The following is a 24,632-nucleotide window of genomic DNA, read 5'->3' on the forward strand; positions in this document are numbered from 1 at the left end:
AAGAAGATTGTTTATTAACGGAGATGTCAAGTGACTCTGAAAACAGTAATAATAGCGGCAAGCGGGCATGGTAAAGTTGTGCTTGATGTATTACAGCAGAATGAAAATATAGAAATTACTGGATTTATTGATGATAATTCCAATTTACACGGAAAACGTGTGGATGGAATTCACATCATTGGGGATTTTTCCATGGTTTCGAATATTATTGATAAGATTGATCGTGGAATTGTTGCAATTGGTGATAATCATATAAGGGCTGAATTTTTCAAAAAAATGCAAGATGTTGGACTTCAGCCCATCACTGCTATCCATCCAGATGCAGTCATTGCCAGAACCGCAAAAATAGGCAATGGAACTATTGTTGCTGCTAATGCTGTCATAAATCCAAGTGCTGAAATTGGAGAGAATTGTATAATTAATACAGGTGCCATAATTGATCATGACAATTGCATCGCAGATCATGTACATATTTCCCCTGGGGCAAATCTTGCCGGGAATGTGTCTGTCGGCAAGTATTCCCACATTGGGATTGGTGCTTCAATAATTAATGGAATTATAATAGGTCAAAACGTAACCGTAGGGGCTGGAGCCGTGGTTACCAAAGATGTGACTGATAATGCAGTCGTTGCAGGCGTGCCTGCAAAAATTATTAAATACAAAAAATAAATAACGAGATGAGAAAATGATTCCACTTGCACAACCCGACATCGGAGAAGAAGAGATACGACTTGTTAACGAAGTGTTGAGGTCAGGCTGGCTTAGCATGGGTCCAAAGGTAATAGAATTTGAGAAATTGTTTGCCAAATACATGGGCACCAAACATGCAATTGCAATTAATAGCGGGACAAGTGGATTACATCTTTGCATAAAATCATTGAATATAAGCAAAGGTGATGAAGTTATAACCTCGCCTTTCAGTTTCATAGCTTCCAGCAACTGCATCATGTTCGAAGGCGGAACACCAGTGTTCGTGGATATTGATCCCGATACACTTAACTTGGATGCAAAACAGATCGAGGATGCAATAACCGAAAATACGAAGGCAATATTACCTGTCCATGTTTTTGGCCATCCTTGTGAAATGGATGCAATTATGGATATAGCAGAAGAGCACGATTTGGCTGTAGTAGAAGACGCTTGTGAAGCAATTGGAGCAGAATATAAAGGTAAGAAAGCCGGAACATTTGGTAATGCATCTGTATTTGCATTTTATCCTAACAAGCAGATCACTACCGGTGAAGGAGCAATGATCGTGACAGATGATGATCACATTGCCAAATTGTGCAAAAGCATGCGGAATCAAGGTCGCTCAGAAGATGCAGAATGGTTGAACCACATTATGCTCGGATACAATTACCGACTTGATGAAATGAGCTGTGCTTTAGGAATAGGTCAACTTGATCGGATCGATGAATTACTTGGTAAAAGATCAAGGGTTGCAGAAAAATATACAAAGAAGCTTAATGGGGTTGATGGTATTGTTACGCAGTACCTATCCCAGGATGTGAAAATGAGCTGGTTCGTATATGTTGTTCAAGTGAGCCAGGAAATAGATCGGAATGAAGTTATGAAATACCTAAGAGAACATGACGTTAGCTGTAGGCCATATTTTACTCCGATACATCTGCAGCCATTCTATAAGGAAACATTTGGATATAAAGAAGGCGATTTCCCGATATGTGAAAGAGTTTGCGAATCAACTATTGCACTACCATTTTATGGTAACATCGACGAGCAAACTATAGAAGAAGTATGTTCTGTGCTCAAGGATGCACTGGAAATATATAAAAATTGAAGTGACATCTATGGGAACAAGACAGACTTATCGGTTATTTAACAGAGGAGAATCTAAATAATTAAACTTAGCCAAGAAATTGTACATATAGTGGTCGTCATTTTCTTGAAAGGAACGTATAAATTAGTTATGCAATTTTAGGCTTTGTAGAAATCCTCAATGTTCGGACAATAATCAAATCAAATAATATTATTGAATGTGTTGCACGATATTGGATCATAATTTCAATTCTAGTCCAGAGATTTGGATCTTGAGAGGGGTTTCTGCAGAGCCCAATTTTAACAATCGATTTGAAAATTTGAGATATAGGCATCTATAAAACTGCTATCTTCATTGAATGATATGGGAAATCAACAACATTCATGAAGAGAAACCAATAATAAACGGAGGTTAAGGAAATGGTAAATCTGTTGAAAAGGACAATTGAGGCTCTATTTGAATACGCACGTTTAAACTCAAAATCATTTCAGGATTATATTAATACGCGATATATCCCAAAGGAAAATCATTTTTTAATTGATGAAAAATATCTGAGAGACTGCACGTATAAAATTGATGGATATCGTTTCTACGTTACTCGCTGTATGCATGAAGCTGACACAATCAACGAAGCGTACAATTATAGTGACATAAAGAAAGATGATATCGTAGTAGATATTGGAGCTAACATCGGTGGATTTTCAGTACGCGTTGCAAACAAATGTAAGCACGTATATGCAGTAGAACCTCTTTTTAACAAACAACTCGAAAATAATTTTAAATTAAATGGAATTACCAACTACACCATTATTCCTAAAGGCTTAGGCAGTGGCTATAAAGATCTTCAATATGAAAATTTAGAGAAATCTGTAGAATGTGTTTCATTGGAATCTATTAAAAAAGAGGTTGGTGGAAAAATAGATTTCCTAAAAATAGATTGTGAAGGTGGGGAATGGTCCATCAGATCATCAGAGTTGTCAGGAGTAAGAAGAATAGAAATGGAATTGCATTTATTTAATAGGGAAAACAAAAACGATTTTTTAAAGATTCTTGAAGATGCACAATTTTACTACGATATAACACCAATTAGCAAACGGGCTTCCATTATACATGCTACAAAAAAAGATTGAAAAACGTTACCAGTAATCAAATTTTGATTTTAATCTTGTTTAGTATTGAAAAAAATCCAAGGTTAAAAAGGAATACGACTTACTGAAGTGATGGAATTACAACGTAAGATCATCTTCAAGAGCTATAGATTAATTTATTTTGATGTGTTCAGGCAAGTGAAGATTAAATAGAAATAAAGTAATGAAGATACTTAAAGAATATGTAGTTAGTTTCATAACGGATTTACACAGATATTAGCGTTCTACATGCAATTGTTTGGTTGCAAAAAAGGTGATTTTAGGTGTGTGAAGAGGTTTGACTCAGCCATTGCACTACTATTTCATAGTAACATGGACAAGCAAACGATAAAAGAGTATATTTTGTGCTCAAAAGTTCCCCAGAAATTTTTGTATAAATTGAAGTGACATCTATGAAAGACATATTCAAAAACAAGAACATATTGGTAACAGGTGGGACTGGCTCCATTGGAAGTGAAATTGTCCGCCTTGTCCTAAGATACAATCCAAAAGTCGTACGTATACTTAGTAGAGATGAATCTAAACAATTTGAACTGGAACAAGAAATTGGGCACCTTGATAATGTCAGATTCTTGATAGGAGACATAAGGGACAAAAGTCGATTACAACGTGCTTTTGAGGGTATTGATATTGTTTTCCATGCAGCTGCAATGAAGCATGTGCCGGCCTGTGAGTATAATCCCTTTGAGGCGGTTAAAACTAATGTCATGGGAACGCAAAATGTAATTGATGCAGCTCTTGACAATGACATTGAAAAAGTAATTGCGATAAGCACAGACAAAGCTGCAAGTCCTATCAACACAATGGGTGCAACGAAACTTCTTGCAGAAAAGTTGATATTAGACGCCAATTTTTATAAAGGACCTCGGAAAACAGTGTTTTCGTGTGTGAGGTTCGGTAATGTAATGGGTTCTCGTGGCTCAGTAATTCCATTATTTGCTAAACAGATCAAAAATGGCGGTCCTGTCACCGTAACAGATTCAGAAATGACAAGGTTTATGATGAGCATTCCTCAGGCAGTTAATCTAGTTTTCAAAGCAACAAAAATCGCGAGGGGTGGAGAGATATTTATTTTCAAAATGCCTGTCGTAAAACTTGGTGATCTAGCTCAGGTTATGATCGAAAAACTAGCTCCCAAATATGGTTACAAACCCGAAGATATCCAGATCACTAATATTGGTATTCGCAACGGGGAAAAAATGTATGAACATCTGATGAATTTAGAAGAAGCATTGTATGCATATAAAACAGAGGATATGTACATAGTACTTAATAAAACAATTTATTCAGATTACTTTTTGGAAGGTATAGAAAAAGCTAAGCAGAAGGTATATTCATCTGATAATGTGAAAGTTTTCACTCAATTAGAGATCAAAGATCTCCTTAATTCAGCATTTTCAAATAATATATCGGCAGATGACATTTGATGTTTTTGATTGATGGTGTGTTCATTAGAATAATACATCTTGGTTGAAGGTCAATTCGATAATTTTTAGAGTAAACAATTGCAAGTTTCAAATATATCGGATGTAACAGCATGAGTGAAATTAAGAAACTTATTTATTTATTAGAAACTCCCATGAACGAGAGGGACTATAAAAGGTTCGGTATAGAAATTCTCCAACAAAATGGATATGAAATTCAATTTTGGGATGTTACTCCTATTGTATGCCCTGAAGATTATGAGACTAAATTGAATGAGCCCATCTGTTTGGAAGACTGTATCTTGTTTACAAGTTTAGATGATCTTAAAGTTACGGTGTCAAATTTAGATTCGAATTATTATATCATTTGTTTAATTGCATATCGTTTAAAGTCATTTTCTGTATATAATGTGCTATCAAAAACAAAACTGGCATATTGTGTAGCGATGAATAATGCACTTCCATCTGCAGAACACAAAAGACCAAGTCTATTATATCGGATTAAAAATTCAAATTTTCACCAAAAGATTGACTTTGCATTTAATCGTATTCCTTTTAAATGGTTTGGCATAAAACCTGCCAATTTGGTTTTAGCAGGTGGAGCTGTATCACTGACCAATAATACGTATCCAATTGATGAAACTACAGAAATACTTTGGTTGCATGCATTAGATTATGATCTTTATTTGGATGAGTTAAGCAATCCAGTTGAAGATACTAGTGAACCAGGTGTTTTTTTAGATTCATACTTACCTTTTCACCCAGATTTTATTCGCACAGGGTCACCTTCGCCTGCAACAGCTGATGAATACTATCCCCTACTTCATGATTTTTTTAATCGCATTGAGAGTACCCTTGATACTCATATGGTGATCGCAGCTCATCCAAGATCAAGATATGAGGATCACCCTAATTATTTTGGAGAAATGCCCCTAATTAGAGGGAAAACAGTTGAACTGGTCAGAAGATCAAAATTTGTGATCACTCACAATAGTACTGCAATAAATCTCGCTGTGCTGTTCCGCAAACCAATAATTTTTGTAACAACGGATGAGTTGGATCGAGGATGGATGGGATTAGATATAGAGTCATTGGCATCAAGATTTGGAAAATCCCCTCTCAATTTAAATGAACCGTTATCAATCAATTGGGAGAAGGAACTTTCAGTAAACGAAAATGCTTATTTGAAATACGAGAACGATTATATCAAGAGATCCAATACCCAAATATCAAAATTCTGGCAGATATTTGCTGACCATATCAGGGAATATAATGATACAAATAAATCATAAAGCGCATATTTTATCGACGAGCACATCTAATAAAGTTTGAATATCGATTAGATATTATTTAGATTATAATGATAATATGCTTAAAACATGCTGTTTTTTAAAAGAAATCACTATGTACCCTCATACAAAATTAATCAACCGTGTTCTTAGTATAAATCCTGTTAAACGCCAGAGTCTCATAGCATTATTCTGGCAAATAGCATTTACAGGCATCGGGTTTTTAAGTACAATGTATTTTGCACATACGGTAGGAGCTGCAATTTTAGGTGCATATTTTCTTTTTATGGCATACACCAGTATTTTTAGCATGGTTGCTGATGGAGGATTCGGAGCTGCTGCAATTAAACGCATAAGTGAAGGAGAAGAACCAGATGCATACTTTAGTGCATCCTTTGTATTGCGACTTGTGTTTACAATTGTAATTGTAATTGCTTTACTGGTTTTTAGAGACTATTTTGTAGACCTCAATACCTCAGGCATGTTCATCTGGCTGATAATAGCACTTTTAGTATCACTCTTTGAAGGTCCTATTTCTACAGGGATCGCTGGCACAGGTAAAATGGGAATTCGACTTACATGTGCTGCCATGGGTAATATTTCACGTGTTATATTGCAGGTTCTAGCGATATATTTTGGTTACGAAGCAGCAGGCCTTGCCGGCGGCGCTGTAGCTGGAATACTTCTGTCAGTTATTATTGAGTATCGCTTTTTTGATCTGCATCTTAAGCGTTTCAAGTGGCATCATCTCAAAAGTTTGTCAGTATTTTCTTTCTGGATATTTTTAACAGCGGGTGGATCATTAGTGTTTTCACAAGCAGACACGGTTATGATCGGATATTTCATGGAGAACGCTGACGTTGGCGTATATAGAGTAGTGCTTCAGTTCACAACTGTTGCTACTTTCACCACGTATGCACTTCGTAATACACTATGGCCCAGAATCAGCCATTGGAGCAAGAGTGGTGATCTCGGGTTGGTAGAAGAATCGTTATCTCGCGCAATTAGCTACTCTTTGATACTGGCAGCACCAATTTTAATAGGGGGAGTTATGCTAGGGGATAAATTATTGTTTCTTTTTTACGGTAGCGAATTTGCAGACAGCTACCTGTTATTGGTGATACTTCTAGCTGTACAGATTGTTAATGTGTTTCAGTATTTTTTCACGATGTACCTGAATGCCATTGATCATCCTAAAGAATCATTTAAGGTCACTTTCATTGGCGTTGCTGCAAACATCGCACTTAATTTCATTCTAATTCCACTTATCGGCATTAGTGGCGCTGCTATCGCAACACTGATAACTATGACTTTAAATGGATTACTTGCAAGACGTGCATTGTCCCAATTTATCACAATACGATTGGAGTCTCAAAGTCTGTTGAATATCATCACAGCTTCGGTAGTAATGGGATTGATAGTTGGCGGTTATCGTTTACTTATACCACTTTCTAATTTATGGGTCACACTTCCAGTGGTTGTCATCGGAGGGGGACTATATGGTGTGGTAGTGCTGAAACTTGACCGGAAGATATGTAGTGAATTGCGTGACATTGTGGAAGGAATGGGTATAATGTGGCCAAAATGGTTGTGAATCAAGATTTATATTCAAAGTATTGATATGGAAAACATTAAAAGATTTGATGATAACCCTGTTTGATACCCCTAAAAATCATGAGTACTCACATTTAAAAGATGGTAACTGAGTGCTGAACTTGAATAAAAATATTGCACTATCCGAGTTAGGCTAAAAGCCATGACTGTACGTATTTATATATATATCGCAATACAATTGGATAACAATGACAAACTCTGGATTAAATTCTCAAAAATACCAAAAATTAAAGATATTAGCTTTGCTTCCAATGAAGGGAAATTCACAAAGAGTACCAAATAAAAATATGAAGCTATTTGCAGGTAATCCACTGTACCATGCAATTTTAGATGAACTACTTGAGAGTAAATATATTTCTAAAATCGTTGTCAATACTGATAGCGAAACAATAAAAAACGATGTTTCTAAAAATTATTATGATTCTGTAATTGTTATAAATAGGCCAAACGAATTATGTGGGGACTTTGTGTCTATGAACGAACTGATCAAATACGACATAGATCAAGTTGATTATCAATATTTTATACAAACGCATTCAACCAATCCATTACTTAAAGCACAAACAATTGATGAAGCAATTATAAAATATATAAAGAGTTTGGCCACTTATGATTCCCTATTTTCAGTTACTAAGCTTCAAACACGGTTGTATGATGAAAATGGGGAAGCAGTAAACCATAATCCAGATGAACTTATCAGAACACAGGATCTGGAACCTCTTTATGAAGAAAATTCTAATATATACATATTCTCAAAGGAATCTTTCAAAAAAGCCGGTAACAAACGGATAGGTTCACATCCTCAAATGTTCGAAGTAAACAAATTAGAAGCTATAGATATAGACGAACCTGAAGACTTTGAATTGGCAGAATTATTATACAAAAAAAGAAGATGTTTGCTATGAATCTAAAGACAAAGTTAAGTGATAATAAATTAACAATAGGTTCTTGGATAACAATAGGCCACCCAAATGTAGTAGAGATTATGGCAAGTGCAGGATTTGAATGGTTAGTAATCGATATAGAACACACTTCTATTGATCTTACTACTGTCCAAAGTTTGATATCCACAATCCAAGCAAGTGGTATTAAAGCATTAGTAAGGGTCAGCAAGAATGAAGAGGTCATAATCAAAAAAGTGTTGGATTCCGGTGCAGACGGGATTGTAGTTCCCATGATAAAATGTCGTGCCGATGCTTTAAAAGCAATCGATTATTCGAAATATCCTCCAGTAGGCAAACGGGGTGTAGGGCTATATAGGGCTCAGAAATATGGAACCAGCTTTGAAGAATACAAAAAGTGGGTTGAAGAAGAACTTGTCATCATTGCCCAGATAGAACATATTGAAGCAGTGAAAAACATTGAAGAGATCATAACTACAGACGGAATTGATGGAGTTATCATAGGTCCTTATGATCTGTCAGGGTCTATGGGACATCCTGGTGAGTTCTACCGGAAGGACGTTGAAAATGCGATTAATGATGTGTTGGAAAGTTGTAAAAGGCACAATTTTCCATCAGGATTCCATGTTATTGAATCAGATCCACACAATCTAATTCAAAGAATTGAACAAGGATGTACTTTTCTGGCATACAGTTTAGATTTTTTCTTCTTAGGGGATAGTGCACGAGAAGGCATGAAAATAATCAAGGAAGGGATTCAGAAATGAAAGTATTTGTATCTACACATCCATTTTCCTCAACATCTCAAACTCCCTTGGAACTTCTAAAATCAAATGAAATCGATGTCATATTAAATTCACACGAAAGAAAAATAACTACACGAGAGCTGGCATCTGATATAGGGAACTCAGATGTATTAATAGCCGGCACTGAAAGAATTACAGAGGAAGTAATAAAAAATGCACCAAATCTTAAATTGATATCTCGTGTTGGAGTTGGTTTGGATGGAGTGAATTTTGAGCTTTGCAATAAATATGGCATAAAGGTTACTTACACTCCTGATGCACCTACTATGGCCGTGGCAGAGTTATGCGTAGGTATCATTCTGGACCTGTCTCGAAAAATATCATACACAGATAGAAATGTAAGAAAAGGTGTATGGGATAGGTATATGGGAAACCTACTTTATGGCAAGACGGTTGGAATTTTTGGAATGGGACGGATTGGAAAAAGCTTGGTTCATTTGTTGTCTTCTTTCAATGTAAAATTCTTGGTCAATGACATTACTCCCGACTTCTCTTTTGGACGTTTGTACAATATTGAGTTTGTATCAAAAAATGACGTTTTGGAAAAAAGTGATATTATTTCCATAAACATACCACTAAAAAAGGATACCTATGATTTTATAACTTTAAATGAAATAAAAAAGATGAGATCTAATGCGATCCTCATTAATACTGCCAGAGGTGGTATTGTAAACGAATCCGATCTTTATGAAGCATTGAAGAACAGCATGATCTCAGGGGCTGGAATCGATGTTTTTGAGGAAGAGCCTTATAAGGGTAAATTGACAGAATTGGGTAATTGTGTTTTGACCTGTCATGTGGGTGCTAGTACAATAAATAGCAGGACAGAGATGGAAACACAGGCAGTAGAGGAAGTAATCCGATTCAAAAATGAACGCCCACTAAAAAATGAGGTGTTTGCAAATGAGTAAAAAAGTACTGGTTTTTGGTGGATGTGGATTCCTAGGTAGTTATTTAGTCGAACGGCTTTGCATGAAAAAGTATGAGGTTACAGTTGCAGACCTAAACCTATCAAAATACATCAATAAAGATATATTTGTTGAATGTAATATTTTGGACAAAATAAAAGTAGCAGAATTGGTTAAAAATGCTGATATAGTGTACAATTTCGCAGGCATGGCCAATTTAGATAAAGCTGTGGAAGACCCTTGTGGGACTATCGAGTTAAATGTGATAGGAAATCTTAATATTCTGGATGCTTGCATGCAATCTGGTGTTGAAAGATTCGTGTACGCAAGCAGTGCATATTCCATGAGCGATAAAGGTTCCTTTTATGGCATCAGCAAATTGACTTCTGAAAAATTGATAGAAGAATATAACGCAAAATACGACTTGAAGTATACTATCATTAGGTATGGTTCTGTTTATAGTGAAAGAATCTCTGAAAACAATTATATATATAACCTACTAAAAAATGCGATTATATCTGGAAAAATTAAACATTTTGGGGATGGAGAAGAAATTAGAGAGTATATTCATGCAAGTGATGTGGCACAACTTTCCGTAGAGATAATCGAATCAAATCAATTTGAGAATGAACATATCATATTAACTGGCATGGAAAGAATGAAACGAAAAGAGCTTTTTGAAATGATAAATGATATTCTTGGAAATAAGCTCGAAATTGAATTAAATGATAACGGCTATGAACATCATTATAAAACTACCCCATATTCATTTACTCCGCGAATAAGTAAAAAACTGATACCAAATCCATATATAGACATTGGACAAGGTATTTTAGAGACTATAAAAAGCATTTATGAGAGAGAAGTTGGGGATAAATGATATTTTTGTCTTATATTTTGGAAGAAGATACTCCCACTTACGGAAACATATCGAAATTTTGGATTGAAAAAAGATCAAGTATCAAGAATGGTGATATTGCAAACAATAGTTCAATTCACACAACTGCACATGTGGGTACTCATCTAGATATGCCATATCATTTTTATGAAAATGGTCAAACGGTCATAGATTTCGATCCAAATTTCTGGATATTTAATTATATATTATTTTTTGAAATAGAAACAGAAGATATAATCATTAAAAATGAGATTCTGGAAATATTGGAAGAAGTGGAGAATAAAGAAAAATATGAGATGTTGATAGTCAAAACAGGTGCATGTAATATTCGCAAAGAACAAAAATATTGGGAAGAGAATAAGGGGTTTTCCCCAGAGATTGCAGATTATCTCAAAAAGTATTTTCCAAATATAAGGATATTTGGTTTTGATTCAATTTCAGTATCAAGTTTTGTCAACAGAATTGTAGGAAGGGAAGCACATGCACGATTTTTAGACCCATCTGCTCCAATCCTTTTATTAGAAGATATGGATTTGAGACAAATCAACAAAAGTACTAGAATTAATAAAGTTATCGTATCCCCATTAAGAATTTCGCAATGTGATGGCTTGCCATGTACTGTTTTTGCAGAGGTCTTAGATGAAAATTAAAAATATTATTTTCGATTTTGATGGAGTGATACTAAACTCCATGGCAATCAAGACAAAAGCATTCAGGGATCTGTTCTCAAGCTATCCTAAAAATGTGGTTGATGATTTTATTGAATATCACCTCAAAAACGGTGGAGTTTCCAGATATAGGAAAATTGATTATTTTCACAAGCAGCTATTGGGAATTGACATCTCCGAAAAAGAGATCTTAGAGTATGCTCAGAAATATTCAAGTTTAACAAGGAATGAGTTGACTGACCCTAATTATTTGATACAAGATACTTTCAATTTTATTAAGTGTAATCACAGCAGATATAATATGCACATTGCATCTGGTGCAGATGAAAAAGATTTGATATATATCTGTAATGGTTTGGAAATCAGCAAATATTTCATGACCATTAATGGTTCTCCAATAATTAAAAGTGAAATAATAGATACTATATTGACTACATATAAATATAAAAAAGAGGAGACTTGCCTTATTGGTGATTCAATTAATGATCATGAAGCTGCTAAGAAGAACAGCATCTTATTTTTTGGATATAATTGCAAAGAGTTAGCACACATGAATGAGTATATCAGCACTTTTAATGAATTTGATATGGGAGCCAATGATGAATGATGGAATCGAGTTACTTGATATAGATTTATTAGAAGAAAAGAACATACTGAAAGAAATAGATCATTGGTTAAAAGTGTTTAACTGGATAAATGGTTGGCATTATGACCTGGATATCATCTGGATCGTTAAACAATTAGAAAGCAATGGGATTTTGCCAGGTGCAACAATTTTGGATACAGGTGCTGGCTATGGAATGACACAATTTATTTTGGCATCCCGTGGATATAATGTAATTAGTATGGATTTTACAAAAAGGAATCTACCGGAAAAGGCTAAAGGGATATTTGATATTGAAATAATTAAAAATGATCTGGGATCATACACAAGCGAATATATGGAATATATGACATATGGCAAATCTTCCAATGGCCTTATTAATACATTGAAATCAGTTCCAAAAGCTTTACTCCATCCTATTAAAATAATAAAGTTTATAAAAAAGATGGAACAAAAAATAAGTTCTTATTTCATAAACTATACTGAGAAGAAGCAGGATCATACAAAATTTGGAAAGATTGAATTCATAAGAGGTACATTCAATGATATACCATTAGATGATGGAACCATTGATGCACTTATATCCATCTCAGCTTTTGAACATAATATATATGAGGATATGCCTAGCAGCGTAAATGAGTTCAACAGGATTTTAAAAGACAAAGGTGTAATGTTCGTTACTACGAGTGCTGCAAAAAATAAAGATTGGTATCAAGAATCATCTAAAGGATGGAATTTTACAAAAAAGACATTGTCTGATTGGTTTAATATTACTGATAAAAATATTTCTTTTGATTACGACACTGAGCATGATAGGATACGAAACTCTAAAATGTTATCAAACAGATTGGAAGATTATTATAAGGACAAATCCAATTTGACTATTCCAAATGGGGATCTAAAAAATATTGAATATATTCCTGTAGGTATTAGGAAGTACAAATACTATGAAAACGATAAGCAGTAATCGTATACAATACAAAAAACCACATTTGGATGAATATCTTGGTGATTATAACGATAAATTGGCTACTATATTGGTAAACAATTTCTCTTTGAAATATTTATCCTCCGCAACTATAAACCGTCTGGAAGCTCAAACTAAATTTTATGAGCTGCTAGAAAAATATATACAAATCTGCGAAATGCTGGATTCGGATAAAGAATTTTGTGTTAATATCAGTAAAGAGGATCAAATTCTATATAGTATTCTTAAAAAACAATATGGACAAAGAATTACGGGAAAAGGCACTCACTATTTTTTAAAATTGAAACTTTTGTTTTTACCTAGGCTTATACATTCCTTTTCTACGATTTTGTTTTCCAGTATTGTTAGCAGATTTAAACAAATTGATGAAAAAAAATATGATTCGATCATAAGAACATATTTTGATTATAGAAGCGTTGATGAGAATGGCCATTTAAAAGACCAGTATTTTGGAGAACTTATCAATGACTTGAAAAAAAGTAGTAAATTATTAATAGTCTACAAGATGCTAAGATGCAAGGACCTATTAAAGTTTATAAAGATGAAGTCATATGGTTTTGATGCAGTGGCATTAGAGTATTTCTTAAACATAATCACAATTTCAAGAGCATTTATTTATTTCTTGCAAAGCAATATAGAATTGAAAGATGATTTAAAGTACCGTGGTCACGACTGTAGCAAGTTACTACAATTATTCCTTAATGAAGACTATTTGACACTTAAGGGACTGGGCGTGTTCATTGAAAAGGAAGTTGCTATTAAAATGTTCGATCTTCATCCTCGAAATATATTGCTTCCTTATGAAAATCAAACATGGGAGAAAATATATCCATATATGAAAAATATCCTGCATCAGGATGCTAAAATCACAGGCTATCAGCACACAGGAGTCTCATATAAATTATTGAATTATTTCCCTAGTAAAGTAGAAAAACATTTGTTTGTTTTCCCAGATAAACTTGTGACTGTAGGAGCTATTATTAAGAACTTATTACAGGAACAAGCTAATTATCCATCTGAAATTGTCGTGGGTGGTGCATTAAGATTTAGTAAGCATTTTTCAAAATATGGAGATATTGAAGTAAAGTGCCCTGATAAGGTCATAAATAAAAAAATAGTGTATGCATTTTCATATGATATTACAAAATACACAAAAATAATAGATATGTTGACAGATATTTTTGGAAATACAGAAATTGTTGTATTATTAAAATTCCATCCCGACTATGTTGAAGAAGATATTTTGAAATCATTTAAAGATCGGCTTCCAAACAATTTTGTAGCTTCCGGCACTAAGAGTTGGATTGAAATATTTCAAATCGTGGATTTGGTTCTGTATGATGACAACTCTATAGCTTTTGAAGGAATTATCCATGGAGTTAAAACGTTCTCGATTGCTGATACGGAACAGATATATGACATCACTCGAAAATTTGGTTTTGATTCATGGAAAGAAAATGTAAATGAAAAGGACTTAATTGTTATTAAAGATCAATTAATCAATGGTAATTTTGATAAAATGTTTGATGTAACTGACATCCATTCATATATCAATATGTATTTTACAAAATATAATACTGAAGATCATTTTAATACATTTTTATGATATAACCATAGACTAAAAATACTTCGATTCATTTAGACCTTAAAAGCCGTGTAGAACCGATAAATCAGGACACTACCGAGGGTTATCTTATAAATAGTATAAAGTATAGAAAAGTAATTTATAGCTTACAAAGGAAATTCACATGCATAAGCAAATTAAAAAATGCCTTTTAATGATGCCTCCTGCCACCACATCTAAAGATAATATAGATATTAACCCTTTACCCCCAATTGGATTAGGATATATTGCATCTGTTATTGAAAAATTGGGAGTTGAAGTAAAAATCATAGATTGTCTTATGGAAGGGTGGAATCAACGAGAAGAAATTGGAGATGGGTTGATTAGAATTGGACTTTCAGAAAATCAAATTCGAGATATAATTTCTGATTATCAACCAGACCTAGTATGCGTTAACAACCAATTTTCGAAACAATATGAAAATGCTCACCTCATATACAGACTTGTTAAAGAAGTCGATAGCAACATTATAACACAAGCCGGCGGGGGACACCCTTCGGTCATGCCGAAAGAAACTTTACAAGATCAAAATCTCGATTTTGTAGTTCTTGGTGAAGGAGAAATTGTAGTCGAATGTTTTTTGAGATGTCTTCTTAACAAAGATGATGATTATAGCAAAATTGATGGATTGGGTTACAAAATAGATGGACAAATAATCATTAATCCTAAAACAACTTATATAGAAGACCTCGATTCATTACAATTTCCTGCACTTCACCTGATGAATCTAGAACATTATTTTGGACTTGATATGTCACATGGAAAAAGACATTCCAAAAGGTTCTACCCAATTATCACATCCAGAGGTTGTCCTGCTAAATGTACATTTTGTACAGCATATCGAGTATGGGGGAGAAAATATCGACATCGATCACCTGAAAACGTTATTGAAGAGATGAAATACGTTAAGGAAAAATACAATATAGAAGAATTATTGATAGAAGACGATAACTTCACAGCAAATCCAAAGAGAGCAGAAAAAATTTGTGACCTGATGATAGAGAATAAATTCAATTTCAAATGGGACACACCCAATGGAATTGCTGCCTTTGCTTTAAATGAAAAACTCATACGTAAAATGAAAAACGCTGGATGTTACAAAATTAACATTGCTGTTGAAAGTGGAAATCAAAACACATTGAACAATATAATTAAAAAACCATTGAAATTGGAAAAGGTGGAAGAAATTGTAAATATTTGTCGCAAAGTAGACATCGATTTTGGAATCTTCCTGATCCTAGGAATGCCAGGAGATAATTTAGAAGCTATGTGGGATAATTACAAATTCGCTAGAAAAATAAAAGTGTTCGATCCATTTATTTCTGTTGCAACTCCATATCCAGGAAGTGAAATATTTGATATTTGTGAAAGTAAAGGTTACTTTTCAGAAGAATTCAAACTAGAGAATCTTTTCATTAGAAGCTTCCCAATAAGAACTGAACAATGGACACCTGAAGATATTCAAAAACTAATGAAAAAAGGATATATATATCTCAAATTTTATCAGTTTTTAGATAATCCTTTTAACTTCACACGACTTTTTGCAGGGTTTGTTTTAGAAAAAGCAAAGAGAACGCTCAATTTGTAAACAACAGGCAGCAATATTAAAAGAAATAATGAAATTTTTGGTGAAAATATGCAAAATGTTCTTTTTAAAAATGCCTATAACGGAAAAAAAGTTATTGTAACCGGCAACACGGGTTTTAAAGGCTCATGGCTTAGCATTTGGCTTTCCCTCCTTGGTGCAAAAGTGTATGGATTATCAAATGATATCCCAAGCAAGCCATCCCACTTTGAAACTGCATCCTTGGATGAACATATAATCCATAATGAAATCGACATACGTTGCCTATATGATGTGAGAGAACTTATCAACGAGATCGAACCGGATTTCGTATTCCACCTTGCTGCCCAGCCAATAGTTCGTGCTTCATATAATGATCCGGTTGAAACAATTGAAACTAATGTCATTGGGACAATGAATATCCTGGAAGCATTGCGACTTTCGAATCATCCATGCATTGCTATAATGATAACCAGCGATAAATGTTATGATAATGTTGAATGGGTGTGGGGATATCGGGAAACTGACCCATTGGGTGGAGAAGACCCATATAGTGCTTCAAAAGGTGCTGCAGAACTAATCATAAAAACATATGCAAGATCTTTTTTCGACAAACCTAATAGTAACGTAAAGATAGCATCCGTTAGAGCAGGCAATGTAATTGGAGGCGGAGATTGGGCAAAGGATCGTATTGTTCCAGATTGTATCAGAGCATGGGGTGTAAAAGAAAAAGTACAGATTCGAAGCCCAAATGCAACGCGCCCATGGCAACATGTATTAGAACCACTTAGCGGATACCTTTATTTGGGTCAGAAACTGAATGAAGATAAATCATTGAATGGAGAACCATTTAATTTTGGACCAGCCACTAACCAAAATTATACCGTTGCTGAATTGATAAGTAAAATGCAAGAATACTGGGAAGATGCAGAGATACAGATAGATACTGGTAATGCATCTAAACAAAAGGAAGCTAACCTTCTGAAATTATGTTGCGATAAAGCACTCCATGTTTTGGGATGGCAGGCAACTCTCGACTTTGAAAAAACAGTCAAGTTTACTGTTGATTGGTATCGCTCATACTATACAACAGACACAGATATATTCGAATTAAGTTGTCAACAGATATCAGATTATGTTAATTTCGCTATGGAACAAGGACAGAGTTGGGTGAAACACAATGATTGAAGGGGTTATTGTAAACCCAGTAAAGATTATCACTGGTGAAAATGGCAACGTAATGCATGCTTTAAAAGCAGAAGATGATTCATATCATGGATTTGGAGAAGCATATTTTTCAACTGTCAACTGTGGAGCAATAAAAGCATGGAAACGTCATCATGAGATGACCTTGAATATTGTAGTACCACAGGGAGAAATAATGTTCGTACTCTATGACGATAGGCTTGAATCCAACACTCGTGGACAAATAATGGAAATCAAGCTGTCTACAGAGAACTACCAGAGGTTGACAATTCCACCAATGGTATGGATGGGGTTCAAAGGTATGGGAAAAGATGCGAATATCCTTATAAACATTGCAAACATTCAACATGATCCGAATGAGAGCGACCATCTGGACTCCCACAAAAACAATATAAATTATGATTGGGGATGATCAAGAACATGAAAACCGTAATTTTAGCAGGTGGATTGGGTACTCGTTTAGCTGAATATACCGATATCAGACCTAAACCAATGGTAGAGATTGGAGGACAACCTATCCTTTGGCATATTATGAACCTTTATGCCCATTATGGAAACAAGGATTTCTTTGTTGCATTGGGATATAAAGGGGAAGTTATCAAAGAGTATTTCCTAAATTACTATTCTCTGAAATCAGATTTTACAGTAAACCTAGGAAATGGTGATGTGGATTGTCTTGAGAAAAAGACTGTAGACTGGAATGTCACATTAGTCGATACGGGTTTAAATTCAATGACCGGTGGTAGAATAAAACGATTAAAAGAATACATTGAAGATGATACTTTTATGGTAACATATGGAGATGGGGTTTCCAACGTTAATATCGAAAAACTTATAGAATTCCATAAAACCCATGGAAAAATGGCTACCGTTACAGCTGTACACCCTTCTGCAAGATTTGGAGAACTTGTTATCTCTGACAAAAACGAAGTCATTTCATTCAAAGAAAAACCACAGACAAACCAAGGATGGATAAATGGAGGGTTCTTTGTATTTGAACCCGAGTTTTTGGATTATATTGGATCAGATTCTACTGTTCTTGAAGAAGATCCACTCGAGACCATTGCAAAGAAAGGGGAATTAATGTCATACCGTCACGATGGATTCTGGCAGTGCATGGATACTGTACGGGATAGAAATGTACTGGAAGAGCTCTGGCAAAGAGAAAATGCCCCATGGAAGGTTTGGAAGTAATGTCAGACAATACTATCCGCCTGTCAAGATCAGTTATTGGGGAAGAAGAAAAGAAAGCTGTTCTTGATGTACTGGATAGGCAATATCTGGGAATGGGGCAGGATGTCCTATATTTTGAACAAGAGCTTGCCACTTATTTTGCCAGAGAGGCTGTATGCGTCAATACTGGCACTGCTGCCCTTCATCTTGCCCTTCAGGCACTTGGAGTAGGTCCCGGAGATGAGGTGCTTGTACAATCTTTGACATACGTTGCATCCTTTCAGGCAATATCTGCCACAGGGGCACGCCCTGTGCCCTGTGACATAGACCCCGACACGATAACCCTAAATGTTGACGATGCTAAAAAACGAATAACAGAACATACTCGTGTTGTAATGCCTGTTCATTATGCCAGTAGTGTAGGACCACTGGATGAGATATATGAATTTGCCCAGGATAATGACCTGCGAGTAGTGGAAGATGCTGCTCAAGCTTTTGGAACATACTACAACGATAAGAAAGTTGGCAGCTTCGGAGACATTGCATGTTTTAGTTTTGACGGTATCAAAAATATCACATCTGGAGAAGGCGGAGCTGTTGTTACCGATGATAAAGAAGTATTGCAAAGGGTAAAGGATGCGCGGCTTCTTGGAGTGGAAAAAGATACTGAGAAAAGATACAGTGGAGATAGAAGCTGGGATTTTGATGTGAGTATGCAAGGATGGCGATATCACATGAGCAATGTGATGGCTGCTATTGGTATTGAACAATTTAAAAAGTTCCCGATATTTGCAGAAAAAAGAAAGGAACTATTGAAGCGTTATCAAAGCAACCTTGCAAATATAAATTCGATCGAACTTCTTAAACAGGATGCAAACCAAATTGTACCCCATATTTTTGTGATCAAGCTCAAAAACTATGACCGTAATACTCTAAGGAAAATGCTCGAGGATGTTGGAATCCCTACGGGGATCCATTACAAACCAAATCACAAACTGAGCTATTACGATACTGGAGTTGAACTTCCATGTACAGATACAGTTGCAAAAGAAATATTAACACTACCATTGCACCCCGAACTTCAGATTTCCGATGTAGATCACATTTGTGAAATGTTGAAACAATGCTTGGGGATATAAGAAAGATAAAAACTACAGTTAATTAAGAAGAGGATGTGCCATGGTTCTCCCCAACACAATTGATTCACCAACGATCAGCATAATAATGAATTGTTTTAATTGTTCCAAATATCTGAAAGAAGCTATCGATAGCGTCTACGCACAAACCTATGAGGATTGGGAGATCATTTTCTGGGATAATGTCTCTACTGACAATAGTGCTGAAATTGCTAACAGTTACGATAATAAATTGCGGTATTTTTGTGGGAATAAGAATGTACCTCTGGGATATGCACGAAATCTTGCAATTGAAAAGATACAGGGAAAATATATTGCATTTCTGGATTGTGATGACATGTGGTTGCCAACGAAACTGGAAAAACAGATGGCAATATTTGAGTCTACCTCTAATGTAAAGTTGGTATTCTCAGACTGCAATATAGTCGATTCACAACATAATATTATAAACAGGTCATTTGCCGTACAAACTCCTGCTCGAGGAAACGTCTTTGAAAAATTGCTTATGTCATACAATTTCATCCCGCTAGTGACCGCAATGATTGAAAAGGATGTGCTTGATGATGTCGGGTGTTTCGATAACACATATAGGATAGCAGAAGAATATGATATGTTCCTTCGTATTGCTTATAAATATCCAATTGACTTTGTCGATGAACCACTTGCTGAATACAGAGTACATGACAGCAATTGTAGTCATAGACAGGATATTGGGATAAAAGAAGAACTTATGATAATGGATCATTGGAAAAATACAGCAACTCACATTGAAAAAAAGATAAGCATTCAATTAAAGAAGAAGATACTGAAGCGTAAAGCTGCATTATATGTATATTATATTGTATCCAAGTTAAAATTGCCAAAGAGATTTTCTAAATATTATTAATCAAATGTAGATGTGATGTATAGATAAAGAAAGCGTTTAAATCCAATAAGAGCATCAATTAACTAAATTTTTTATCAACAAATGAGAGCTTTTACTGATGAATATGTTACTAACTCTTACGATCATTTTGTCGGCTATCCCTGTACTGGTCTATATGACATACATCTTAGCGGCCATTACTTCCAAACCAAAACAATACCCACCACTTAAATCACTACCAAAAATAAGCATTGTAATCCCCGCTTACAACGAGGAAGAAGTTATAGAGGACCGTATCAATAATCTTGCAGAGATATATCCCATCGATAAAATGGAAATAATCGTTTCAAACGATGGTTCAGTTGACAATACAGAAGAGATAGCAAGATCAGTCCTAAAAAAGCATTCAATTGAAGGAAAGGTCCTCACCCATGATAGGAGCGGAGTGAACAAAGCCATCAACCGTGGAATAAATGAAACTTCACAGGATTTGGTAATAATAACCGGATCGGATGGACTTTTCGACAAAGACACAATCCCAAACCTTCTCGGAGTATTGTTAAGCTCAGATGACATCGGAGCAGTTTCTGGCGATTTGGTACCAGTAGCCAAAGGCGAATCCATATTTTCGAACTCCGAAGCAGCGTACCGATCCATCTATGGAAAGATATGCACATGGGAAAGCAATGTTCATTCAACATACTGCTTCAACGGACCTGTTGTTGCATTTAAAAAAGAAGCATCTTCTTCATTAAACACAAGAAGAGGAGCAGACGATGCTAGTATGGCCCTTTCAGTTATAAAAAAAGGATACCGTTGCCAATATGTACCATCTGCAAAATTCTATGAATATGTGCCAGACAAGTTCCACGAACAAAGAAGGCAAAAAATACGCAGGGCAACAAGACTTCTGGAAGCTACATTCTTTAACAGAAATGTACTCTCAACAAATTGTGGACGTTTTCGAACAGTAGTATTCCCATTAAGATTAATGATGCTTTTTTTGGTCCCCACACTAGTATTTTTATCGATCGTATTGTGGATGGCATACCTCTTTACAGTTAACCCAATTTACAGCATGGTAATTCTGCTTGCAATCGTTCTTTCAGTGGCATTTGGAAGTATTCGTACGAATATACTTTCATCTTTCCTCATCTATCAGGCATATCTATTCCTTGGATTGTTCAACATGTTAAGGGATGTACATGTATGGGAGCCTACTGAAAGAATAAAGATCTAAAGCCAATAAATATAATACAATTGAACGATAGTTTATCTGTTAATATGAAAGAGTACAATGCCATAATTGGAAAGAACCCAGTCATCCAGGATCTTGTAGAGATTGGGAAATATCCAGAAAAACTTCAGAAAACCATAATTGGGGACAATGCCACTATTCGATCACACTCTGTTATATATTCCGGCAACAATATAGGAAATCAGTTTCAGACAGGGCATGGAATTCTTTTAAGAGAGAACAACAAGATAGGAAATGATGTCAGCATAGGGACACATTCAATAGTTGAAAGAGAGAACACGATCGGAAACAATGTTCGCATTCACTCCAACTGTTTTGTACCGGAATTCGTCATAATAGACGACGACGTATGGATAGGACCATCAACTACCATACTCAATGTCCTTCACCCCCCATGCCCCCGTTTTGAAGATTGTGCTAAAAGTGTCCATATTAAAAAAGGAGCAAAGATCGGAGGTAACGTTACCATTGGCCCAAGAGTGAGCATTGGGGAAAGATCGTTCATCGGAATGGGGTCTGTGGTTACGAAAGATATCCCTGACAGAGTTCTTGCATATGGGAATCCTGCAAAGGTCATTTGCAGCATAGATGAGATGAATTGTGAAGCAGGGTACTTTAAAACACCTTATGAATGGCTCGGAAAGGAATGATAGTTTTATTATTAAACCAAAAGTAGGTTGAAACAGATGCATATAAATTTCAGCGAAATGTATGTCGATGACGACATCAAGAGAGCAGTTGAACAGGTACTGGACAGCGGCCGTTTCATCAAAGGAGAACAATTACGCCTTTTGGAACAGGAATTTGCCGATTTTTGTAATGCTAAAAACGCTGTTGGCGTTAGTTCAGGGACTTCAGCAATACTGCTTACAATGATGGCACTTGGAATTGGAAAGGGTGACGAGATAATCGTACCTTCCCATACATTCATTGCAAGTGCAAGTCCTGCTAAATTCTTAGGTGCAACACCTGTATATGTAGATATAGACCCTGACACATACACTGTTGATCCTAATAAAATCGAAGAAGCAATTACTGAGAACACTAAAGCGATCATAGCTGTCCACCTCTACGGACATCCTGCCGATATGAACAGCATAAACGATATTGCATCAAAGTATGGGATACCTGTTGTCGAGGATTCATGTCAGGCACATGCTGCCAAATACAAAGGAAAGAGGACAGGAGCGCTTGGAGATATTGCTGTTTTTAGCTTCTTCCCATCAAAGAACATGACCGTTGCCGGAGATGGCGGAATAGCCGTTACGAACAATGAAGAACTTGCTGAAAAGATAGCCATGTTGAGGGATCATGGAAGGAACAACAAATATACCAGTGACCTCCTTGGCCTGAACCTTCGTCTCAGCGAGATCCCTGCAGCCATAGGAAGGCAACAACTCAGCCATCTGAGCGATTGGACAGATAAAAGAAGACAGGCTGCTGCCCGATACAACGAGCTTCTTCGAGGAGTGGTGGAAACGCCATTTGAAGCTCAATGGGCAACTCACGCATACCATTTATACGTTATCCAGACCGAGGCCCGTGACGACCTTGCCAAATACCTCAATGACAACGGCATCAGCACAGGAATACACTACCCGGTCCCAGTTCACAGACAGCCATGTATGGAAGCAGGTAAAGTAACCCTGCCTGTTACAGACAAGGTAGTAGATAGGATACTTTCACTTCCAATGCACCCACAACTTACAGATGAACAGATTAAATTCGTTGCTGAAAAAATACAGGAGTGGATAAATTGACAGGAATTGCAGTAATAGGAACCGGATATTGGGGGAAGAACCACGTCAGAACATACAGCGAACTTGTTGCGGAAGGTATCATTGACCATGTGAAGATCTGTGACATAAACGAAAAACGTGCACAGGAACTTGGCAAAGCGTTCAACATAGAATATCTTACTGACTATAAGGACATATTATCAGATCCGGATATCGATGCAGTAAGCATAGTCACACCTTCACCGACACACTTCCCGCTTGCAAAGGAATTCATGGAAGCCGGTAAAGATGTCCTTGTAGAAAAACCCATGACCATGGACTACACTGAAGCAGAAAAGCTTACAGAAATAGCAAAATCTACAGGTCAAATATTAATGGTCGGTCATATTTTCAGACACCATCCTGCCGTTAAAGAACTGAAAAATCGTATAGATATAGGGGAATTCGGCAACATACGCATGATGTCGAGCAACCGCTTATCCTATGGTGCACCCAGAAAAGATATGGGCGTGGTCTATGCCCTTGGGATACATGAAGTAGATATGTTCTGCTATCTTCTGGATGTAGAATACCCTAAAAATGTTACCGCAACCACTCTGTGTAGCCTTCAGTCAGACATTGAGGAGACTGCAATGATAACAATGGAACTGGGCGAGAACACTACTGCTTATGCTTTTGAAAGCTGGCTGATGCCAGCATACGGAAAACAAAGAGACCTTGTCGTAGTGGGTTCTGAAAAGGCGGCGAAGATAGATTATCTGAAACCACAGGAATTACATATATACGATATTCGTATTGAAGAAACAGATTTCGATGGGAAGACTGCATACAGTGTGGAAAACGAAGGAGATTACATAATTCCGATACCATATGCAGAACCATTAAAAGAAGAGCTCAAGAACTTTGTACATTGCATACAGACAAGAGAAAGACCACTCTCTGATGGATTTATAGGTCAACGCGCAGTGAAAATGGCAGAAGCGGTACTAGAATCAGCAAAGACCGGTCGCAAAGTTTCTTTCTGATATTTTGAAAAATCGA

Annotated in this window: 24 protein-coding genes; all 24 read left to right on the forward strand. The window is 35.9% G+C overall.

What is annotated here, in order from left to right:
• Positions 1-30: 30 nt before the first annotated feature.
• Positions 31-669, forward strand: coding sequence for an acetyltransferase (locus MBUR_RS08190; RefSeq protein ID WP_011499636.1), 639 nt, complete (start codon positions 31-33; stop codon positions 667-669).
• Between the two features lie 16 nt (positions 670-685).
• Complete coding sequence (locus tag MBUR_RS08195) at positions 686-1,798, forward strand: DegT/DnrJ/EryC1/StrS family aminotransferase (RefSeq protein ID WP_011499637.1); 1,113 nt, start codon at positions 686-688, stop codon at positions 1,796-1,798.
• Between the two features lie 398 nt (positions 1,799-2,196).
• Positions 2,197-2,907 carry an FkbM family methyltransferase gene (locus tag MBUR_RS13040; RefSeq protein WP_011499638.1) on the forward strand — a complete coding sequence of 237 codons (711 nt, stop codon included), beginning with the start codon at positions 2,197-2,199 and terminating at the stop codon, positions 2,905-2,907.
• A gap of 410 nt (positions 2,908-3,317) precedes the next feature.
• Positions 3,318-4,352, forward strand: coding sequence for a UDP-N-acetylglucosamine 4,6-dehydratase family protein (locus tag MBUR_RS08205; protein ID WP_011499639.1), 1,035 nt, complete (start codon positions 3,318-3,320; stop codon positions 4,350-4,352).
• Positions 4,353-4,462: 110 nt separating this feature from the next.
• Positions 4,463-5,641 carry a hypothetical protein gene (locus MBUR_RS08210; protein WP_011499640.1) on the forward strand — a complete coding sequence of 393 codons (1,179 nt, stop codon included), beginning with the start codon at positions 4,463-4,465 and terminating at the stop codon, positions 5,639-5,641.
• A gap of 112 nt (positions 5,642-5,753) precedes the next feature.
• The gene (locus MBUR_RS08215) at positions 5,754-7,232 is read left to right on the forward strand and encodes a flippase (protein ID WP_048063322.1); all 1,479 of its coding nucleotides are present in this window, start codon (positions 5,754-5,756) and stop codon (positions 7,230-7,232) included.
• A gap of 208 nt (positions 7,233-7,440) precedes the next feature.
• Positions 7,441-8,157 (forward strand): cytidylyltransferase domain-containing protein, encoded by a 717-nt coding sequence (locus MBUR_RS08220; protein WP_011499642.1) that lies wholly within the window; start codon positions 7,441-7,443, stop codon positions 8,155-8,157.
• Positions 8,154-8,921: an HpcH/HpaI aldolase family protein gene (locus MBUR_RS08225; RefSeq protein WP_011499643.1), complete on the forward strand. Its 768-nt coding sequence runs from the start codon at positions 8,154-8,156 to the stop codon at positions 8,919-8,921. Before MBUR_RS08220 ends, MBUR_RS08225 begins: the two co-directional genes overlap by 4 nt.
• Complete coding sequence (locus MBUR_RS08230; RefSeq protein WP_011499644.1) at positions 8,918-9,871, forward strand: phosphoglycerate dehydrogenase; 954 nt, start codon at positions 8,918-8,920, stop codon at positions 9,869-9,871. The genes MBUR_RS08225 and MBUR_RS08230 overlap by 4 nt, the downstream gene beginning before the upstream one ends.
• Positions 9,864-10,748, forward strand: a complete 885-nt coding sequence (locus MBUR_RS08235; RefSeq protein WP_011499645.1) for an NAD-dependent epimerase/dehydratase family protein — start codon at positions 9,864-9,866, stop codon at positions 10,746-10,748. Before MBUR_RS08230 ends, MBUR_RS08235 begins: the two co-directional genes overlap by 8 nt.
• A gap of 17 nt (positions 10,749-10,765) precedes the next feature.
• A complete protein-coding gene (locus tag MBUR_RS08240; protein ID WP_198003721.1) occupies positions 10,766-11,416 on the forward strand; it encodes a cyclase family protein in 651 nt (216 codons plus the stop codon).
• Positions 11,406-12,041, forward strand: a complete 636-nt coding sequence (locus MBUR_RS08245; protein WP_011499647.1) for an HAD family hydrolase — start codon at positions 11,406-11,408, stop codon at positions 12,039-12,041. The genes MBUR_RS08240 and MBUR_RS08245 overlap by 11 nt, the downstream gene beginning before the upstream one ends.
• Positions 12,031-13,005: a class I SAM-dependent methyltransferase gene (locus tag MBUR_RS08250; protein ID WP_198003722.1), complete on the forward strand. Its 975-nt coding sequence runs from the start codon at positions 12,031-12,033 to the stop codon at positions 13,003-13,005. The genes MBUR_RS08245 and MBUR_RS08250 overlap by 11 nt, the downstream gene beginning before the upstream one ends.
• Positions 12,986-14,632: a hypothetical protein gene (locus MBUR_RS08255; protein ID WP_011499649.1), complete on the forward strand. Its 1,647-nt coding sequence runs from the start codon at positions 12,986-12,988 to the stop codon at positions 14,630-14,632. The genes MBUR_RS08250 and MBUR_RS08255 overlap by 20 nt, the downstream gene beginning before the upstream one ends.
• A 172-nt stretch (positions 14,633-14,804) precedes the next feature.
• Complete coding sequence (locus tag MBUR_RS08260) at positions 14,805-16,238, forward strand: B12-binding domain-containing radical SAM protein (RefSeq protein WP_198003723.1); 1,434 nt, start codon at positions 14,805-14,807, stop codon at positions 16,236-16,238.
• Between the two features lie 48 nt (positions 16,239-16,286).
• The gene (gene rfbG, locus MBUR_RS08265; protein ID WP_011499651.1) at positions 16,287-17,402 is read left to right on the forward strand and encodes a CDP-glucose 4,6-dehydratase; all 1,116 of its coding nucleotides are present in this window, start codon (positions 16,287-16,289) and stop codon (positions 17,400-17,402) included.
• On the forward strand, positions 17,395-17,832 hold the full coding sequence (locus MBUR_RS08270) for a dTDP-4-dehydrorhamnose 3,5-epimerase family protein (RefSeq protein ID WP_011499652.1): 438 nt from the start codon (positions 17,395-17,397) through the stop codon (positions 17,830-17,832). Before rfbG ends, MBUR_RS08270 begins: the two co-directional genes overlap by 8 nt.
• Before the next feature lie 8 nt (positions 17,833-17,840).
• Positions 17,841-18,614, forward strand: a complete 774-nt coding sequence (rfbF, locus tag MBUR_RS08275) for a glucose-1-phosphate cytidylyltransferase (protein WP_011499653.1) — start codon at positions 17,841-17,843, stop codon at positions 18,612-18,614.
• Complete coding sequence (locus MBUR_RS08280) at positions 18,596-19,732, forward strand: DegT/DnrJ/EryC1/StrS family aminotransferase (RefSeq protein WP_198003724.1); 1,137 nt, start codon at positions 18,596-18,598, stop codon at positions 19,730-19,732. The genes rfbF and MBUR_RS08280 overlap by 19 nt, the downstream gene beginning before the upstream one ends.
• A gap of 40 nt (positions 19,733-19,772) precedes the next feature.
• Positions 19,773-20,615: a glycosyltransferase family 2 protein gene (locus MBUR_RS08285; RefSeq protein ID WP_011499655.1), complete on the forward strand. Its 843-nt coding sequence runs from the start codon at positions 19,773-19,775 to the stop codon at positions 20,613-20,615.
• A 97-nt stretch (positions 20,616-20,712) separates the two neighbouring features.
• Positions 20,713-21,834 carry a glycosyltransferase family 2 protein gene (locus tag MBUR_RS08290; protein WP_011499656.1) on the forward strand — a complete coding sequence of 374 codons (1,122 nt, stop codon included), beginning with the start codon at positions 20,713-20,715 and terminating at the stop codon, positions 21,832-21,834.
• Between the two features lie 20 nt (positions 21,835-21,854).
• The gene (locus MBUR_RS08295; RefSeq protein WP_198003725.1) at positions 21,855-22,502 is read left to right on the forward strand and encodes an acyltransferase; all 648 of its coding nucleotides are present in this window, start codon (positions 21,855-21,857) and stop codon (positions 22,500-22,502) included.
• A gap of 57 nt (positions 22,503-22,559) precedes the next feature.
• Positions 22,560-23,612, forward strand: coding sequence for a DegT/DnrJ/EryC1/StrS family aminotransferase (locus tag MBUR_RS08300; RefSeq protein WP_198003726.1), 1,053 nt, complete (start codon positions 22,560-22,562; stop codon positions 23,610-23,612).
• Positions 23,600-24,616: a Gfo/Idh/MocA family protein gene (locus MBUR_RS08305; RefSeq protein ID WP_083754961.1), complete on the forward strand. Its 1,017-nt coding sequence runs from the start codon at positions 23,600-23,602 to the stop codon at positions 24,614-24,616. Before MBUR_RS08300 ends, MBUR_RS08305 begins: the two co-directional genes overlap by 13 nt.
• Positions 24,617-24,632 lie beyond the last annotated feature (16 nt).

The organism is Methanococcoides burtonii DSM 6242 (assembly GCF_000013725.1).
Lineage (GTDB): Archaea > Halobacteriota > Methanosarcinia > Methanosarcinales > Methanosarcinaceae > Methanococcoides > Methanococcoides burtonii.